The 17,105-nt window shown below is 75.6% G+C and carries 18 protein-coding genes and 1 tRNA gene; 8 read left to right on the forward strand and 11 right to left on the reverse strand.

What is annotated here, in order from left to right; translation table 11 throughout:
• Positions 1-340 precede the first annotated feature (340 nt).
• Entirely contained in the window at positions 341-1,603 is a 1,263-nt protein-coding gene (locus ABWU78_RS19765) for a UDP-N-acetylmuramate dehydrogenase (protein ID WP_439159293.1), read from the forward strand.
• An 11-nt stretch (positions 1,604-1,614) separates the two neighbouring features.
• Here ABWU78_RS19765 and ABWU78_RS19770 read toward each other — a convergent pair whose 3' ends face one another.
• The 3 genes from ABWU78_RS19770 to ABWU78_RS19780 all read right to left on the reverse strand — a co-directional run bounded on the left by ABWU78_RS19770 (position 1,615) and on the right by ABWU78_RS19780 (position 4,232).
• Positions 1,615-2,619 (reverse strand): L,D-transpeptidase family protein, encoded by a 1,005-nt coding sequence (locus ABWU78_RS19770; protein ID WP_439159282.1) that lies wholly within the window; start codon positions 2,617-2,619, stop codon positions 1,615-1,617.
• A gap of 250 nt (positions 2,620-2,869) precedes the next feature.
• Positions 2,870-3,271, reverse strand: coding sequence for a GntR family transcriptional regulator (locus ABWU78_RS19775; protein ID WP_253055106.1), 402 nt, complete (start codon positions 3,269-3,271; stop codon positions 2,870-2,872).
• Positions 3,258-4,232 carry a hypothetical protein gene (locus ABWU78_RS19780; protein ID WP_439159283.1) on the reverse strand — a complete coding sequence of 325 codons (975 nt, stop codon included), beginning with the start codon at positions 4,230-4,232 and terminating at the stop codon, positions 3,258-3,260. Before ABWU78_RS19780 ends, ABWU78_RS19775 begins: the two co-directional genes overlap by 14 nt.
• 130 nt (positions 4,233-4,362) lie before the next feature.
• Here ABWU78_RS19780 and ABWU78_RS19785 point away from each other — a divergent pair, with 130 nt between their 5' ends.
• Both ABWU78_RS19785 and ABWU78_RS19790 read left to right on the forward strand, forming a co-directional pair.
• Entirely contained in the window at positions 4,363-5,730 is a 1,368-nt protein-coding gene (locus ABWU78_RS19785) for an aminoglycoside phosphotransferase family protein (RefSeq protein WP_439159284.1), read from the forward strand.
• A 64-nt stretch (positions 5,731-5,794) separates the two neighbouring features.
• Positions 5,795-6,208 carry a hypothetical protein gene (locus tag ABWU78_RS19790; RefSeq protein WP_439159285.1) on the forward strand — a complete coding sequence of 138 codons (414 nt, stop codon included), beginning with the start codon at positions 5,795-5,797 and terminating at the stop codon, positions 6,206-6,208.
• Positions 6,209-6,367: 159 nt separating this feature from the next.
• Here ABWU78_RS19790 and ABWU78_RS19795 read toward each other — a convergent pair whose 3' ends face one another.
• The 8 genes from ABWU78_RS19795 to ABWU78_RS19830 form a co-directional block, all read right to left on the reverse strand.
• Positions 6,368-7,036: a response regulator transcription factor gene (locus ABWU78_RS19795; RefSeq protein WP_253055110.1), complete on the reverse strand. Its 669-nt coding sequence runs from the start codon at positions 7,034-7,036 to the stop codon at positions 6,368-6,370.
• Positions 7,033-8,721, reverse strand: coding sequence for a sensor histidine kinase (locus ABWU78_RS19800; RefSeq protein WP_439159286.1), 1,689 nt, complete (start codon positions 8,719-8,721; stop codon positions 7,033-7,035). The genes ABWU78_RS19795 and ABWU78_RS19800 overlap by 4 nt, the downstream gene beginning before the upstream one ends.
• On the reverse strand, positions 8,718-9,035 hold the full coding sequence (locus tag ABWU78_RS19805) for a hypothetical protein (protein ID WP_439159287.1): 318 nt from the start codon (positions 9,033-9,035) through the stop codon (positions 8,718-8,720). Before ABWU78_RS19805 ends, ABWU78_RS19800 begins: the two co-directional genes overlap by 4 nt.
• Positions 9,036-9,089: 54 nt before the next feature.
• The gene (locus tag ABWU78_RS19810) at positions 9,090-10,109 is read right to left on the reverse strand and encodes an adenosine deaminase (RefSeq protein ID WP_439159288.1); all 1,020 of its coding nucleotides are present in this window, start codon (positions 10,107-10,109) and stop codon (positions 9,090-9,092) included.
• 100 nt (positions 10,110-10,209) lie between these two features.
• Positions 10,210-10,881, reverse strand: coding sequence for a response regulator (locus ABWU78_RS19815; protein WP_439159289.1), 672 nt, complete (start codon positions 10,879-10,881; stop codon positions 10,210-10,212).
• Positions 10,878-12,197 (reverse strand): sensor histidine kinase, encoded by a 1,320-nt coding sequence (locus ABWU78_RS19820; RefSeq protein ID WP_439159290.1) that lies wholly within the window; start codon positions 12,195-12,197, stop codon positions 10,878-10,880. The genes ABWU78_RS19815 and ABWU78_RS19820 overlap by 4 nt, the downstream gene beginning before the upstream one ends.
• Complete coding sequence (locus ABWU78_RS19825; RefSeq protein ID WP_439159291.1) at positions 12,184-13,056, reverse strand: ABC transporter permease; 873 nt, start codon at positions 13,054-13,056, stop codon at positions 12,184-12,186. Before ABWU78_RS19825 ends, ABWU78_RS19820 begins: the two co-directional genes overlap by 14 nt.
• Positions 13,053-14,078 carry an ABC transporter ATP-binding protein gene (locus ABWU78_RS19830; protein WP_439159292.1) on the reverse strand — a complete coding sequence of 342 codons (1,026 nt, stop codon included), beginning with the start codon at positions 14,076-14,078 and terminating at the stop codon, positions 13,053-13,055. The genes ABWU78_RS19825 and ABWU78_RS19830 overlap by 4 nt, the downstream gene beginning before the upstream one ends.
• 206 nt (positions 14,079-14,284) lie before the next feature.
• Between ABWU78_RS19830 and ABWU78_RS19835 the strand changes: the two genes are divergently transcribed.
• The 5 genes from ABWU78_RS19835 (at position 14,285) to rplA (ending at position 17,081) form a co-directional block, all read left to right on the forward strand.
• Positions 14,285-14,357, forward strand: a tRNA-Trp gene (locus ABWU78_RS19835).
• Between the two features lie 160 nt (positions 14,358-14,517).
• Positions 14,518-14,745 carry a preprotein translocase subunit SecE gene (gene secE, locus ABWU78_RS19840; RefSeq protein WP_253055143.1) on the forward strand — a complete coding sequence of 76 codons (228 nt, stop codon included), beginning with the start codon at positions 14,518-14,520 and terminating at the stop codon, positions 14,743-14,745.
• A gap of 116 nt (positions 14,746-14,861) precedes the next feature.
• A complete protein-coding gene (nusG, locus tag ABWU78_RS19845; RefSeq protein ID WP_253055118.1) occupies positions 14,862-15,677 on the forward strand; it encodes a transcription termination/antitermination protein NusG in 816 nt (271 codons plus the stop codon).
• Between the two features lie 98 nt (positions 15,678-15,775).
• Positions 15,776-16,207 carry a 50S ribosomal protein L11 gene (gene rplK / locus ABWU78_RS19850; RefSeq protein WP_047233799.1) on the forward strand — a complete coding sequence of 144 codons (432 nt, stop codon included), beginning with the start codon at positions 15,776-15,778 and terminating at the stop codon, positions 16,205-16,207.
• A 157-nt stretch (positions 16,208-16,364) separates the two neighbouring features.
• Positions 16,365-17,081 carry a 50S ribosomal protein L1 gene (gene rplA, locus ABWU78_RS19855; RefSeq protein ID WP_047233800.1) on the forward strand — a complete coding sequence of 239 codons (717 nt, stop codon included), beginning with the start codon at positions 16,365-16,367 and terminating at the stop codon, positions 17,079-17,081.
• The last annotated feature ends 24 nt before the right edge of the window (positions 17,082-17,105 follow it).

The raw sequence follows: 17,105 nt of genomic DNA on the forward strand, positions 1-17,105 counted from the left end.
CGCCAGGCCCGCCACGACGCGGCACCACCACCCACCCCGCCCTGCGGTGTCTCGCCCTGGTCTGGGCTTGCCTCGGGCGACTGCCCGCAGTGTCAGCTTCGCCCGCACGGTTCCCGCTGCTGCATGCGGCCGGCGCACGAGAATGCCGCACGCGCCGGCGCCGGCGCCGGCGCCGACGCCGCTGCGCCGCGGACCCGAACCCGCAGGCGGCAGAGGTCGGGTGCGCCGGGGACCCGACCCTGCGAGGTCGACCGTGCGAACGGTGACGAGGCCGGCCGGGGCGGGGGCGAACTACGCTGGGGCGGTGACGTGCGAACCCCTCACCCCCGTCGACCGCGACCTGCCCGAGATCGTCCGGACCGCGCCGGGCCTGCGGCCCGACGCCGTCGGCGCGCCCTCGTTGGCGGAGCTGACGACACTGCGCGTGGGCGGTCCGGCGGACCGGTACGTCGAGGCGCACAGCGAGGCCGAGCTGCTGGAGACCGTGCGGGCCGCGGACGACGCCGGGGAGCCGCTCCTCGTGATCGGCGGCGGGTCGAACCTGCTCGTCGGCGACGAGGGGTTCGGCGGGGTGGTCGTGCGCGACCTGCGCCGCGGGATCACCGTGGACGCGGAGGACTCGTGCGGCGGCGCGAGCTTCCACGCCCCTGCCGGGCAGGACTGGGACGAGCTCGTCGCGCGTGCGGTCGCGGAGGAGTGGGTGGGCGTCGAGGCGCTGTCCGGCATCCCGGGCACCGTCGGCGCCGCGCCCGTCCAGAACATCGGCGCGTACGGCCAGGAGGTCTCGGGCGTGATCTCGACCGTGCGGGTGTGGGACCGTCGGCGGTCGCGCGTGCGCACGCTGGCCCTGGGCGAGCTCGCGTTCGGGTACCGCACGTCGCTGCTGAAGCGCAGCATGCGCGCCGCGGTGAGCGGTGACGGCGAGCCCGACGGCCCGTGGTACCCGTCCCCGCGCTACGTGGTCCTCGACGTCGGCTTCCAGTCCCGGCTCGGCTCGCTGTCCGCCCCGGTCGCGTACCCGGAGCTCGCCCGGACGCTCGGCGTGCAGGTCGGCGACCGGGCCCCGAGCGCCGACGTGCGCGACGCCGTCCTGGCACTGCGGGCGCGCAAGGGCATGCTGCTCGACGGCGTCGGCCCGGACGCCGCGCCCGCGTCGCCCGCGTCGCCCGAGTCGCCCGACGGCGCCGTGCCCGGGGAGACGGGTCCGGACCACGACCGCTGGAGCGCCGGGTCGTTCTTCACGAACCCCGTCGTCCCGGCGGAGCAGGCCGACTTGCTCCCGGCGGAGGCGCCGCGCTACCCGGTGCGCTCGGCGACGCCGTCTCGCACGACGGGGCCGAGCCTCGGCGAGATCGACCCGACGCTCGTCAAGACGTCCGCGGCGTGGCTCATCGAGCACGCCGGGTTCACCAAGGGCTTCGGCGTCCACGGCCCGTCGAGCCTCGCGCGGCTGTCGACCCGGCACACCCTGGCGCTCACCAACCGGGGCGGCGCGAGCGCGGAGGACCTGGTCGAGCTCGCGCGCGCCGTCCGCGACGGCGTGCGCGAGGCGTTCGGCGTCGATCTGGTCCCGGAGCCCGTCCTCGTCGGCGTCTCCCTCTGACCGACCGGGGGTCAGTAGACGAGGACCGTGGTGCCCGGGTCGGCGTGCCAGGTGTCCCAGAGCCAGTTCATCGCCGAGTTCGCGACGCGCACGCACCCGTGCGACGCGGGCCACGGCGGGATCGAGCCCGAGCCGTGCACCGCGATGCCGCCGGTGAAGAACTTGGGGCGCCACATGTCGCCGAGCTCGAGGCTCGACGAGTGGTTGCCGTCGACCTGCCGGCCCACGTGGAACTCTCCGCGCGGCGTGCCCGCGCGGTAGGTCCGGCCCTTCGCCTCGTACGACTCGCCGTTGCCCGACGACGCGTTGACGACCGTGACGACCCGGCCGTCCTCGACGGCGAGCAGGAGCTGGCGGTCGAGGTCGATCTCGATGACCTTCCCCGACCCGCTGCGGGGCTGTGGCGTGACGCCCTGGTCGAGCGCGGCCTGCGTCGCGGGGCCCACGACGCCGTCGCGCGAGAGCCCGGCCGCCTTCTGCAGCGCCCACACGGCCTGCTGCGTGCCGCCGCCGAAGTCGCCGTCGGGCGCGCCGATGAAGTAGCCGAGGTCGGCGAGACGCTGCTGCAGGGCGACGACGCGCTCGCCGGTCGCGCCGCGCGCGAGCTCCTCCGGCTCGACGGGTGCGGGCGGCGGCTCGGGGGTCGGCTCCGGCGCGGGCGGAGGCGCGCTCGGCTCGGGCTCCGGGGTCTCGGTGGCGGGCGGCTCAGCCGTGGGCGTCTCCGTCGGCTCGGGCGTGGTCTCCGTCGGGCTCGGGCTCGCGGGTGCCGTCGTCGCGGGTCCGTCCGCGGTGGCCGACGGCGTCCGGCCGGGCTCGAGGTCGGGCAGCCCGGCCTGGCAGCCTGCGAGCGCCAGCGCCGCGACCAGCGTGGAGACGACGGCGAGCGACGCCGCGCGGGTACCGCGCCGACGTCGGCCCGGTCCGCGCCCCGCTGCCGCGGGAGCGGCGCACGCCGCGTCCCCCGCCGTCGTGCGCGTCGCAGCGCCCGTCGGCGCGCTCGCGGAAGCTCCGTCCACCTGTTCCCCCTCACGTGTGCCGCGGCGTCCGCCGCGGAGCACCATCATGCGCCCGGCGAGTGCCTCGGACGTCCGTGCCGGGCGCCTGTCGGCGGATCGTGACCCTGTCGTGACGCAGCGACGGGTCGGGGTGGGCCGGACGGGCTCGGCCGTCCGCCGACCGCCGGACCGCGGGCGCTCGCCCGGTCGGCGCTCCGTCCAGCGGGTGGTCCAACGCCGTCCGGTGCCGTTCGACGCCGTTCACCGTGGTTCAGCGTCCGGCGTCCCCCGGCCCGGGTGGCTCGTGGAGCAGCGCCCCGCGCACGACGTCGAGGATCGCGTCGTCGGACAGGCCCGCCTCGCGGCCGGCGCGCACGAGCTCGTGCGCGGCGTGGCGGGCGGCGACGTCGCTCGCGGAGACGCCGTCGGCCACGACGGTCCCGGCGCGACGCCGCGTCGTGACGACCCCGGCTGCCTCGAGCTCGCGGTACGCGCGCGCCACGGTCCCGGGCGCGAGCCCGAGGTCCGTGGCGAGCGCGCGGATCGTCGGCAACCGGTCGCCGACGCGCAGGCGACCGGCGGCGACGTGCGCGACGACCTGCGACCGGATCTGCTCGTACGGCGCGATCCCCGAGCGCAGGTCGATCTCGACGCGCAGCTCAGCGGGCGGCACGACCTGCCCCTGCCATCACGGGTGCGCCCGCGCGGTCGTCGGCCCACGCGTCCGGGTCCGCGGCGGGCCGGACGGCGACCACGACGGCCGTCAGCGCCAGCCCGACCGCGACGACGACGAGCACGACCGCCCCCGGGTAGCCCACCCGCGCCGCGGCGTTCGCACCGGTGCAGAGCATCCCCGCGGCCGTCAGCCCGAGCGCGAGCTGCGCGCCCCGCAGGACCCGGTGCGCGGACGCGCGGCGCAGGCCGACGTCCCACGTCTCCTCGACGTGCGCGACGGCGGGCCGACGCGCGACGAGCCGCAGGACGCCCGCGGCGCCCGCGACCAGCAGCACGGCTGCGAGCGCGAGCCACACGCCGTAGAACGTGCCGGGGTAGGGGCTCGCGGTCGAGGTCGTGTCGCCGAGGACGCGGGTCACCGACCGCCCGTCGTCGCCCGCCGTGAGCGCGCCGACGACCGCGAGCAGCACGACGAGCGTCCCGAGCGACCAGGTGAGGCGCCGCAGGCCGCGGGGCGCGACGTCCGCGACGGTCCGTGGCCGCAGCGTGGCCGCGCGGACGGCGGTCCGCTGGCGCGGCCAGGTGCGTTCCCCGACGGCGTGCGCGCCGAGGAACGTGAGCCCGACGACCGCGGGGGAGAGGCCCACGAGCACGCCCTCGGCGAGGCCCCCGACGGAGGTCGCGGCGGCCTGGGTGACGCCCGCGCCGACGAGGAGCGCGGCCGTCACCGCGGCGACGCTCACGGTCGTCGCGTGCCGCCGGGCGGCGCGGCGCACCGGGTCCTCCGGGGCGAGCCCGTGGAGCGACGGCTCGGGCGCGCGCGTCGCGGCCCGCACGGCGAGCACCACCGCGACGCCGAGCGCCACCAGCACGGCGAGGACCGCGCCGGTCCACGCGAGGTCGTACGCCGCGGGGAGGAAGAGGCCAGCGCCCTGCGGGCCCTCCGATGTTTGTATCAACACATCAGTACGTTGACACGCGTGCGTCGGCCCGTCAAGACCCCACGGATCCCGGACCGGCGCGCCCGGGATGAGAGGTCTCTCATCCCGGTCTCACCCGCGAGCCACGCGCGCGAGGTTGCCTGGGGCCATGACGCTCGCCCCTCCCGCGCCCGACCAGCGCGCCTGGCTCGACCTGCTCACCGCCCCCGAGGCGGGAGAGCTGCTCGCCGTGGCGCTGGGCGCCGACGGCGCGAGCCTCGACACGTGGCGCGTCCACCAGGTGCACGCGCGCCCCGGCGCGGAGGTCACCGTCGGGTACGACGTCGTCGCCCGCCGGGCGCTCGCGGGCGGTCCGGGCGGGGGCACCGCCGCGGCGGACGCCACCGAGTACCTGCTCGCGACGACGGCGCCCCTCTCTCCGGACGCGGTCGGGGCGGGGGTCGTCCGCCTCGCGGACGGTCCGCGCGTCGTGCACGTGTGGCGCCACCCCGCCGACCCGCTGCTGCCCGGCCTCGCCGCCGCGTGCGACGCGGGCGAGCTCGCCCGCCGCCTCGCGGCGGCCGGGGCGCTCGCGCCCGGCGAGGCCGTGGAGTCGGTGACGATGGTCGCCTACCGCCCGCTCCGGCGCGCGGTGCTGCGCGCGCGGACGTCCGCGCGCACGGTCTACGTCAAGGTCGTCCGGCCCGACCGGGCGCGCTCGCTCGTCCGTCGGCACGACCTCTTCCGGTCCACCACCGTGAACGCCCCCCGCTGCCTCGCATGGGACGACGGCGGCGTGGTCGTCCTCGAGGAGGCGCGCGGCCCGTCGCTCGCGCAGCACCTCGCGGCGCTCGGCCCGGACGGCCAGCCCACCGCGATCGACCCGCGCGAGCTCCTGCGCGCGCTCGACGCCCTCCCGGCCCGCGCGACGACGCTGCGCCGCCGCCCCGCGTGGTCCGAGCGCGTCGAGCACTACGCGGCGTCGGCGCTCGCGGTGCACGCGCTGGACCCGGCGCGCGTGGACCGCGTCGCGCGCGCGGTCCGGACGGCCGTCGCGACGCGCGACCCCGGGCCGGTCGTCGCGACGCACGGCGACTTCTACGAGGCGAACGTCCTGCTCGACGTCCCGGCGGCCGCCGGCGACCCCGCCGCGCCGGGGGCCGGCAGCGCCCGCGTCGGCGTCCTGCTCGACGTCGACACGCTCGGCCCCGGGCATCGCGTCGACGACCTCGCGTGCCTCGTCGCGCACCTCGCCGTGCTCCCGTCGCTCGCCCCCGCGGTGTACGGGGGCGTCGGTGCGCTCGTCGACCGGTGCCTCGCCGTGTTCGACGAGCGCGTCGACCCCGCGGCCCTGCGGGCGCGCGCGGCCGGCGTCGTGCTGTCCCTCACGGCCGGTGCGGCGACGCGCGACCTCGCCGACGCGTGGCTGCGGGTCGCGGAGGGGCTGCTGGACGCGGCCCCCGGGACGGTCGCCGCCGACCCCGCCCCCGTTCCTGAGAGCACTCTCATCGGCGCCTCCTCGGCATCTCACACGTGACCGAGAGGCTCGGACCATGCACGGCCGAGGGGTCGTGCGCACCATCGGACGAAGGAGAAGGATCATGAAGGCACGCAGCGCATGGATCGTCACCGGGGCGCTCGGCGCGGTCGGTCTCGGAGCGACGGTGGCGACCGCCCAGGGCGCGTTCGACGCCCCCGAGCCGGCGACCGTCTCGCCGTCGGTCCAGGTCAGCACGTCGAGCACGCCGACCGGCTCGCCGACCGACGCACCCGCCACGTCCGCGACGCCCAGCCCGACCGACGTCCAGAACGGGACGTCGATCACGACCGTCACGGCGAACACGTCCGCGTCCCCGAGCACCGCGGGCTCGGCGGACACGTCCGGCTCGGCCGTGACGAGCCAGACCCCGAACACGCCCAACACCCCGCCCACGGCGAACACGGCGAACACGCCGCAGACGCCGAACACCCCGCCCAGCCCGGTCACGCCGCCGTCGCCGCAGTCGGCCGACTGACCGAGGCGCACCCAGGGCCACCGTGCCGAACCCGGGTCCGCGGGTCACGAGGGACCACCTCGTGACCCGCAGGCCCGGGTTCGACGTGTCAGGGGTGCGTCCGCGCCCGTCAGGTCGGCAGGCGGGACCGCGGACCCGGCAGGTCAGCGGTCCCGCAGGTCAGCGGGCGACGTCGGCGAGCCGGTAGCCCATGCCGCGCACGGTGACGAAGTGCTCGGCGCCGAGCTTGTTGCGCAGGTAGCGCACGTACACGTCGACGACGTTCGACCCAGGGTCGAAGTCGTACCCCCACACGCGCGACAGGAGCTGCTCGCGGCTCAGCACCTGGCCGGGGTTGCGCAGGAACGCCTCGGCGAGCGCGAACTCGCGCGCCGAGAGGTCGACCTCGCGCTCGGCGGTGCGCGCGCGGCGCGTGCGCAGGTCGAGGCTCAGGGCGCCGTGCGTGAGCACCGTGACCTCGCCCGCGGGCTCGCTGCGCAGGCGCAGCCGGATGCGCGCGAGCAGCTCCTCGAACCGGAACGGCTTGGCCATGTAGTCGTCGGCGCCGCCCTCGAGCCCGGCGACGGTGTCGGTGACCGACGTGCGCGCGGTGAGGATGATGACGGGGATCGCGTTGCCCGTCTCCCGCAGGCGGCGCAGCACGGTGAAGCCGTCCTGGTCGGGCAGGCCGAGGTCGAGCACGAGGAGCGCGAAGTCACCGGTGCCGGCGAGGTCGAGAGCCTCCCGTCCCGTCGCGACGGTCGTGCTGGCGTATCCCGCCGCGCGGAGTCCCTTCGCCACGAACGACGCGATGCGGGTCTCGTCCTCGGCGACGAGGATCTGGCTCACCGGGTGGTCCTTCCGTCGGGGGCGGGGTACGAGGGCGGACGGCGGTCGTCGGGAGCCGCGTCCGGCGGTACCGGCGGCCCGGGGTCGGGCGGGGGCAACGACGGGGTGGCGGCGGGCGGCGCGCTGGGCACCGTCGGCGCGGTGGGCGCCACCGGGGCAGGCGCGGGGGGTCGTCCGGGCGCGGAGCCGTGCGGCCCGGGCGTCGGGCCGGCCGCGTCGGGGGACGCGGCGACAACCGGGACGAGCGGGAGGTCCAGCGTGAACGTCGACCCGACGCCGGGCGTCGACGCGACGAGCACCCGGCCGCCGTGGCCCTCCGCGATCGCCGCGACGATCGCGAGGCCGAGCCCGGCGCCCTCCGGGTGGGCGGCTCCGGGCGTGGTGGCCTGGGCGAACCGCTCGAAGACGCGCGCCTGCTGCTCGGGGGCGATCCCGACGCCCTCGTCGCGGACCCATGCGCGCACGCGCGTGCCGTCGTCGGACACCGCCGAGCCGAGCGCGACGACGGACCCCGGCGCCGAGAACTTCACCGCGTTGGCGGCGAGCTGCAGCAGCGCCTGGGTGAGGCGCTGCGCGTCGGCGCGCACGGCGACGTCGGCCCGCGCGTCGACGAGCCAGCGGCGCTCGCCGAGCGTCCGGACCTTGTCGTGCACGTCGTCGAGGAGGCGGCCGAGGTCCGTGTCGACCGGGCGGACGAAGTCGGGGCGACCGGCGGTCGCGAGCGTCACGAGGTCGTCGACGAGCCGGTTCATGCGGTCGAGCTCGTCGAGCGCGAGGTCGCGCGTCTCGGACGCGTCCGTGGCGTCGTGCGGGTCCATGAGCTCGAGGTGCCCCCGGACCACGGTGAGCGGGGTGCGCAGCTCGTGCCCGACGTCGTCGATGAGCCGCCGCTGCGAGTCGAACGCCCCCTCGATCCGGTCGAGCATGCCGTTCACCGTGCGCGACAGGTCCGAGAGGTCGTCGTTGCCGGTCACCGGGATGCGCGCGGACAGGTCCGTCTCGCCGATGTCCTGCGCGGTGCGCGACAGCGTGCGGATCGGCTGGAGGAGGCGCCCGGCGACGGCCCACCCCGCGACGCCGATGAGCACGAGGGCGCCGAGCGCCACGACCGCGTAGGTCCGGAAGACCTGCGCGAACTCGGCGTGCTCGGCCGAGCGGTCGTAGGCGAGCACGAGGGCCGCGGGCTCCTGGCCGGCCACGGCGCCCGCGCCGCCGACCGTGTGGACCGGGGCGACGAGGGCGCGGTACTCGGCCGTCGCGGTCCGCGGGGAGCGCAGCACGACGTCGTCGCCCGACGCGAGCGGGGACAGCGTGGCGACGAGCTCGGGATCGTCCTCGAGCCGCAGCCGCACCTCCTGCTGCGAGACGAGCGGCGTCCGGCCCTCGCGCAGCCCGAGGATGCCCTCGTTGTGCGCGGGGACCGTGAGCTGGATCGAGGCGACGACGACGTCCTCGGCGGACGTGAAGGGCTCGCCCGTGACGGGGTTCACCCCGGACTCCGCGAGCTGCGCGAGCTCGTTCGCGCTCCGGGTCAGGCTCTCGTCGATGCGCGCGTCGATCTGCCCGCGCTGCAGGAACCAGGCCGCGCCGCCGGCGAGGAGGAGCGCGAGGGCGGAGAGCCCCAGGAACGCCGCGAGCATGCGGGTGCGGACGGTCAGCCCCGCGCGGCGCGTCCGGCGGCTCACCCGTCGCCCCGGTCGGAGCCGCTGCGGTCGTCGTCGTCGTCATCGTCGTCGTCGCTCGACGGCGGGGCGGGCGTCACGCGGTCGTCGTCGTCCCCGTCGTCGTCCCCGTCGTGGTCGTCCCCGTCGGGGTCGTCGTCGGAGGCGGTCGGCGAGGGGGCGGGCGTGGTCGTCGGCGCGGCGGGGGCGGGCGTCACGACCACGGCGCCCCCGATCTCCCGGTCCTGCGGGCGCGCGGCCAGCGCACCGGCGGCGGCCGCGCCCCCGAGGGCGAGCACGAGCACCCCCACGAGCCACGCGACGGTCCGGCGAGTCATGGCCCCAGTATCCGAGAGCAGGATGAGACGCACATGAGAAGGGGAGGCGGCCGGTCAGGCTCCCGCGAGCCAGTCGTCGACGCCGGCCAGCAGGCGCTCCTTCGTGCCCGACGACGCCCGGCTCGCCCGGATCGACGACCGCGCCAGCGCGGCGAGCTCGTCGTCGGAGAACCCGTGCTCGTGGCGCGCCGTCTCGTACTGCGCCACGAGGCGGGACCCGAAGAGCAGGGGGTCGTCCGCGCCGAGCGCGACCCGGGCCCCGGCGTCGACGAGCGCCCCGAGCGGCACCTGACCGGCGTCCTCGTACACCCCGAGGGAGACGTTGGACGCCGGGCACACCTCGAGCGCGATCCCGCGGTCCACGACGTCGTCCAGCACGTGCCGGTCCTCCGCGGACCGCACGCCGTGGCCCAGCCGGTCCGGGACGAGCTCGCGCACCACCTCGTGCACGTGCGCCGGCCCGAGCAGCTCGCCCCCGTGCGGCACGGACGCGAGCCCGGCGCGCCGCGCGATGGCGAACGCGCGCGCGAACTCCGCGGTGTCCCCGCGGCGCTCGTCGTTGCTCAGGCCGAACCCCACGACCTCGCCCGCCCCCTCGCCCGCGTACTGCGCCGCGAGGCGCGCGAGCGTGCGCGCGTCCAGCGGGTGCCGCATGCGCGACGCCGCCACGACCACCGCGACCTCCGTCCCCGTCGCGGCGCTCGCGGACCGCGCCGCGTCGAGCACGATCTCCACCGCCGGGGTGATGCCGCCGACGAACGGCGCGTACGACGTCGGGTCCACCTGGATCTCGAGGCGCCCCGACCCCTCGGCCGCGTCGTCCTGCGCGGCCTCCAGCACGATGCGGCGCATGTCGGCCTCCGAGCGCACGCACGCGCGCGCGGCGTCGTACAGGCGCTGGAACCGGAACCAGCCGCGCTCGGTCGGGGGGAGCCGGAGCGGGTCGCCGTCGACGAGCGCGTGCGGCAGCCGCACGCCGTACTGCGCGGCGAGGTCGCGCAGCGTCTCCGGGCGCATCGACCCGGTGAAGTGCAGGTGCAGGTGGGCCTTGGGAAGCATCGCCAGGTCTCGCACACGGGGAGTCTGTCACGCGGACCCGGCCCGCGCGTCGGCACGGGCCGGGTCCCGACGGCGGTCCGCCCCCGGCGCGGGCCCCGCCCCGCGCGACGTCGGCTCAGGTCCCGGTGAGGAACCCGCGCTGCATGGCGACCGTCACCGCGGCGGTCCGGTCGTCCACCCCGAGCTTGGCGAACGCGCGGAGCAGGTGCGTCTTCACGGTCGCCTCCGCGATGAACAGCTCCTGCCCGACCGCCGCGTTCGACAGCCCGCGCGCGACGAGGCGCAGCACCTCGACCTCCCGGTCCGTGAGCCGGTCCGCCCCGCGGACCGACGTGACGAGCCGGGTCGCGACGCTCGGCGCGAGCACGGTCTGCCCGCGTGCCGCGGCGCGCACCCCCGCGACCAGCTCGTCGCGGGGCGTGTCCTTGAGCAGGTAGCCGGTGGCCCCCGCCTCGACCGCGCGCAGGATGTCGGCGTCGGTCTCGTACGTCGTGAGCACGACGACGCGCGGGCCGCCGGCGGCGCCGCCGCGCCCCGCGCCCCGGCCGGGCGCGCCGACGATGGCCGCCGTCGCGCCGACGCCGTCGAGCACGGGCATCCGCAGGTCCATGAGCACCACGTCGGGCGCCAGCTCGCGGGCGAGCGCCACCGCCTGCTCGCCGTCGCCCGCCTCGCCGACGACCTCCAGGTCGGGCTCGGCGGCCAGCATGCCGGTGATCCCCGAGCGCACGACCGGGTGGTCGTCCACGACGAGCACCCGGACGACGCCGTCCCCGGTCGGGCTCATCGCACGTCTCCCGCCCGCGTCGTCGCGCGCGCGCCCGTGGCCGGTCCGTCCGGCGACGCGCCGGCGGGCAGGCGCACCGCGACGCGCGTCCCGCCGCCGGGAGCCGGCCCCACCTCGAGGCTCCCGCCCTCCGCCGCCACGCGCTCCCGCATGCCCCGCAGCCCGTAGCCCTCGGTGAACCCCGGCGCGTCCGCGGGCAGGCCGCGCCCGTCGTCGGACACCTCGAGGACCGTCCCCTCCGCGTCCTGCCGGAGGTCCACGCGCACGGCCGCCGCAGCCGCGTGCCGCCGGACGTTCGCGAGCGCCTCCTGGGCGGACCGCAGGAGGACGACGTCGTCCGCGCTCGACAGCCGGAGGGCCTCCGGCGCCGTGAGCTCGACGCGCGTCCCGGTCTCCTCCGCGAACCGGCCCGCGAGCCGGCGCAGGGCCTCGCTCAGCGTGCCGCCCTGCAGCGGTGCGGGGGCCGAGGCGGCGACGAGCGCGCGCGCCTCGGCGAGGTTGTCGCGCGCCGTCGACTCCACGAGCGCGAGCCGCTCGCGCGCGGCGTCGGCGGCGCCCCGGTCGAGGTCGGCGCTCGCGGCCTGCGCGAGCATGACCACGCTCGTGAACCCCTGCGCGAGCGTGTCGTGGATCTCCTGGGCGACGCGCTCGCGCTCGGCGAGCACCCCCGCCTCGTGGGAGGCGCGGCCGAGCTCGGCCTGCGTCGCGCGCAGCTCGTCGACCAGACGGGCGTGCCGCTCCGCCTGGCGCATCGTGTGCGCCGTCCACAGCCCGAGGCTCAGCGCGAACGCGAGCGCGACCCCCATCTGCGGGGCGGAGCTCGCGAGCTCGTCCGGCTCGACCCGGCCCGTCGCCGGGTCGAACGCGAGCGCGAGCGCGGTGCCCGCGGCGAGCGCGACGCACAGCACCACCTGTGCCCACAGGTGCTCCGAGAGCATCCAGATCTGCGTGAACACCGCGAACAGCAGGAGCGTGCCGAGGGCGTCCTGCCCGACGACGACGAGCGTGCAGGCGACCGCGACGACGAGGTACACGTGGGCCGTCACCTGGTCCCGCGTCCGCGCGGCCCGTCGTCCCCAGCCGAGGTACCCGACGAGGATCACGGCGACCGCCGCGAGCGAGACCGCGAGCGCCGTACCGCGGACGTCCGCGGTGAGCAGCGCGAGCGCGCTGAGCACGACGATGACGGTGAACGCCACGTCCCACCAGCGCACGTCGCGCGCCCACGTGCCGTCGAGCTGGGCGGTCGCGGCGTCGGCGGTGTCGACCACCCCCGCGACCGCCCCGCCCGGCGACGGCGTCTCAGCCGTCGTCACGGCGCCGCCACCGGAACGAGCGTGCACCGACCACGAGCCCCACGACCAGCCATGCGACCAGTACAGCAGCGGTCGCGCCGTGCTGCCACGACCCCGACGGCTCGAGCGCCGCCGCCTGCTCCGGGAGGAACACCGAGCGCATGCCCTGCGCCATCCACTTGAGGGGGAACAGCGACGCGACGGTCTGCATCCACGACGGCAGCGCGAAGAACGCGAAGAAGACCCCGGAGATGAACTGCAGCACGAGCACGACGGGCGTGACGACCGCCGTCGCGGACTTGCCGGACCGCGGCAGCGACGAGAACGCCACCCCGCACACCGCGCCCGCGGCGCACCCGAGCACGAACACCCACGCGAACGTCGCGAGCCGCGCGCCGCCGTCGGGCATCTCCCACGGCATGGGGACGTCGTAGACCGTCGCGGCCAGCACGAGGAGCAGCGCGGTCTGCACGACCGACGTCAGCAGGACGAGCCCGACCTTGCCGTAGAAGTACGCGGACGGCGGCAGCGGGGTGGAGCGCAGCCGCTTGAGCGAGCCGTCGTCGCGCTCGACCGCGATGGAGATCGCGAGCGACTGGAAGCTCGTGAGCATGACGCCGGTCGCGATCATGCCGGGCAGGAAGTACTGCGCGAACGGCACGGAGTACGCGGCCGTGCCCTGGTCCTGCCCGTCGAACACCGTCGCGAAGATCGCGAGCATGATGAGCGGGTACGTGAAGATGAAGATCACGGCGTCGCGCTCGCGGAAGAACGCGCGCAGCTCCGCGCGGGTGCGCTCGATCCCCAGCCGGCCGGCGCCGGGCAGGGCGGCGGGTCGGGCGGAGCGCGTGGGCCGGGCGGCGGTCGGGGCGGTGGTCACTTGCGGGCCTCCTCGGGGACGGCGGCGGTCGTGCCGTCGGGCGTGCGGTCCCCGGCGGGCGCGCCGGGGGAGTCGGGGGAGTCAGGCGCGGGCGTGCGGGCGGGCGGGGCGGCGGGTGCCGTGACCGGTTCGCCGATGAGCTCGAGGTAGACGTCCTCCAGGCTCGGGCGGGTCACCGCGAGGCCGGGGACCTCGCCGTCGGGACCCGCGAAGCGCGCGGCGAGGGACGCGACGAGAGCGGTGGGGGAGTCGGTGCGCTCCGACCGCCAGGCGCCGTCGTCCAGCCAGCGGACCTCCGGACGGCGCGCGTCCGGGCCGCCGAGGCGGTCGGGCGCGTCGAGCGCGACGACCCGGCCCGCGCGCACGACGGCCGCGCGGTCGGCCAGGTGCGCGGCCTCGTCCAGGTAGTGCGTGGTCAGCAGGATCGTCGTGCCGTCCTCGCGCAACGAGCGGACCAGCGCCCAGAACGCGCGGCGGGCCTGCGGGTCGAACCCGGTCGTCGGCTCGTCGAGGAACAGCAGCTCCGGACGCCCGACGATGCCGAGCGCGACGTCCAGGCGCCGCCGTTGGCCACCGGAGAGCTGGCGGGTGCGGGTCCGGGCCTTCTCGCGCAGCCCGACGGCGTCGATCACCTCGTCCGGGTCCCGCGGCGCGGGGTAGAACGTCGCGAAGTGCCGGACGATCTCGGCGACCGTGAGCTCGGCCTGGTCCCGCGAGTCCTGGAGCACGACGCCGATGCGCGAGCGCCAGGCGCGGCCGGCGGCCTGGGGGTCCTCGCCGAGCACGCGGACCTCGCCCGCGTCGCGGCGCCGAAAGCCCTCGAGGATCTCGACGGTCGTCGTCTTGCCGGCGCCGTTGGGTCCGAGGACGGCGAAGATCTCGCCGCGCTCGACCCGCAGGTCGACGCCATCGACCGCCCGCTTGGCGCCGTAGCTCTTGCGCAGGCCGCGGACCTCGACGGCCGGGCAGCTCTGCCGGGCGTCCGCGGCGGGGGAGCCGGTGGGGAGGGGTGTCGTCGTCATGGGACCAGCCTGTCGGCGAGGCTCCGTCGCCCGCGACGGCCGTTCGTCCGGACCTCGTGTCCACCGATCGGTGGACGGCGGTTCGACCAGGGGCCTCGCGTCGCGTACAGTGATCCCTCGGTGGTTGACGCCCGCCACGCTGGCCCGCGCCCGAGACGCGTGTTTCGTCCCGGGGCCGGGGGCTCGTACGGCGTCGTCGAGCACGAAGGGTAGTGGCGCAATTGGTAGCGCAGCGGTCTCCAAAACCGCAGGTTGCAGGTTCGAGTCCTGTCTACCCTGCACGGCGTGGCTCTCGTGGGACCTTCCCGGGAACCACGCGCGGCCCGGCACCGGGTCGCACCGAGGGTTCGAGCAGGTCCCGCACGTGAGCGATGGGGAAGAACGAGTGAGCGAATCGCCGTCAGAGGCCGTGGGTGCAGGCGGCGCACGCGCCGACGAGGTGAAGAAGAAGGGCCGTCCGTCCGCGGACAAGAAGCCCAACATCTTCGCGCGCATCGCCCTGTTCGTGCGCCAGGTGGTCGCCGAGCTCCGCAAGGTCGTCACGCCGACGCGCTCGGAGCTCATCACCTACACGACGGTGGTCCTGGTCTTCGTGGTCGTGGTCATGGCCTTCGTGACCGTGCTCGACCTCGGGATCGGCAAGGCCGTCATGTGGGTCTTCGGCTAGCGAGCCCCCTCCGCCCGGTCGTGCCGGGCCTCACCACGGCTTCCGGCGCCCCTCGGGGCGCCGTCGGCGCTTCCAGAAGAAGTCATCGAGCAGTTCGTCAGAAAGCAGGTTCGTTCGTGTCCCAGGAGTCGCTGGACCAGACGGAGAACGTCGACCCGACGCAGCCCGAGGGTGCCCAGGACGACGTCGAGGAGACCACGGACGTCCCGGCGGTCGACGAGGCTGACGAGACGGCCGACGCGGACGCCGCGGTCGACGAGGTGGACGAGGACGCGTCGGAGGACGAGGCGTCGGAGGACGACCGTCCCGCCGACGAGGACGGCGACGTCATCGAAGACCCGGTCGCGGAGTTCAAGCGCACGCTCCGCACGCAGCTCGGCGACTGGTACGTCATCCACTCCTACGCGGGCTACGAGAACCGTGTGAAGGCCAACCTGGAGAACCGCATCCAGAGCCTGAACATGGAGGACTACATCTTCCAGATCGAGGTCCCCATGGAGGAGGTGGCCGAGATCAAGAACGCGCAGAAGAAGATCGTCCGACGCGTGCGCATCCCGGGCTACGTCCTCGTCCGCATGGACCTCACCGACGAGTCGTGGGGCGCCGTGCGCCACACCCCGGGTGTCACCGGCTTCGTCGGACACACCCACCAGCCCGTGCCGCTGACGCTCGACGAGGTCTTCTCGATGCTCGCGCCGATGCTGGCCCCCGCCCCGGAGCCCGGCAAGCCCGCCCAGGCCGCCGCGAAGGCTCCGGTCGAGGTCGACTTCACGGTCGGCGAGTCGGTCACCGTCACGGACGGCCCGTTCGACACGCTGCCCGCCACGATCTCCGAGATCAACGTCGAGAACCAGAAGCTCAAGGTGCTCGTCTCCATCTTCGGCCGGGAGACCCCGGTCGAGCTGTCGTTCAACCAGGTCGCCAAGATCTGACGCGCCGCACGGCACCGGCCGTGCGCGCGTGAGCGCAGTACTGCAACCGGGTCATCGCCCACGGCGTCGGCCCACGAGAAGAAAGACAGGGAAGAGTCATGCCTCCCAAGAAGAAGGTCTCCGGCCTCATCAAGCTCCAGATCCAGGCCGGTGCGGCGACGCCCGCCCCGCCGATCGGCCCCGCGCTCGGTCAGCACGGCGTGAACATCATGGAGTTCTGCAAGGCCTACAACGCGGCGACCGAGTCGCAGCGCGGCAACGTCATCCCCGTGGAGATCACGGTCTACGAGGACCGTTCGTTCACGTTCGTGACGAAGACCCCGCCGGCCGCGGAGCTCATCAAGAAGGCCGCGGGCGTGCAGAAGGGCTCGGCCACGCCGCACACCGTCAAGGTCGCGAAGATCACCGCCGACCAGGTGCGCGAGATCGCCCAGACCAAGCTCGAGGACCTCAACGCGAACGACCTCGACGCCGCGTCGAAGATCATCGCGGGCACGGCCCGCTCGATGGGCATCACCGTCGAGGGCTGACGCCCCTCCCCGCCGACCCCTGGATCGTTCCCCACGGTCACGACCTCCTGGGGAGCGATCCGGGGTTCGGCACACCAAGACCGTCCGTCCACGACCGTGGACGGCAGTGGCAGGGTCCGCGCGGACCCGCAGACCACGACTGCAGAAGGAGAAGCAGATGGCAACGCGCAGCAAGGCGTACCGCAACGCCGAGGAGAAGATCGACCGCGAGCGTCTCTACGCGCCGCTCGAGGCGGTCCGTCTCGCCAAGGAGACGTCGACCGTGAAGTACGACGCGACCGTCGAGGTCGTGTTCCGCCTGGGTGTCGACCCGCGCAAGGCGGACCAGATGGTCCGCGGCACGGTCAACCTGCCCCACGGCACGGGCAAGACGGCCCGCGTCATCGTCTTCGCGAACGCGGCGAAGGCTGAGGAGGCCCGTGCGGCCGGCGCCGACGAGGTCGGCGGCGACGACCTCATCGAGAAGGTCGCCGGTGGCTACACCGACTTCGACGCCGCCGTGGCGACGCCGGACCTCATGGGCAAGGTCGGCCGCCTGGGCAAGGTGCTCGGTCCCCGTGGTCTCATGCCGAACCCGAAGACCGGCACCGTGACGATGGACGTGGCGAAGGCCGTGTCCGACATCAAGGGCGGCAAGATCGAGTTCCGCGTCGACAAGCACGCGAACCTGCACTTCATCATCGGCAAGGTCTCGTTCGACGAGAAGGCGCTCGTGGAGAACTACGCGGCGGCCCTCGAAGAGGTCCTGCGTCTCAAGCCGTCGTCCTCGAAGGGCCGGTACATCACCAAGGCCACGCTGACGACGACGATGGGCCCCGGCATCCCGCTGGACCAGTCCAAGACGACGAAGCTGCTGGAGGACGACGCCGCCTGACGGCAGTCCTCCCCGCGGGTGGTT

The organism is Cellulosimicrobium sp. CpK407, assembly GCF_051844275.1.
Classification (GTDB): Bacteria; Actinomycetota; Actinomycetes; order Actinomycetales; family Cellulomonadaceae; genus Cellulosimicrobium; species Cellulosimicrobium cellulans_G.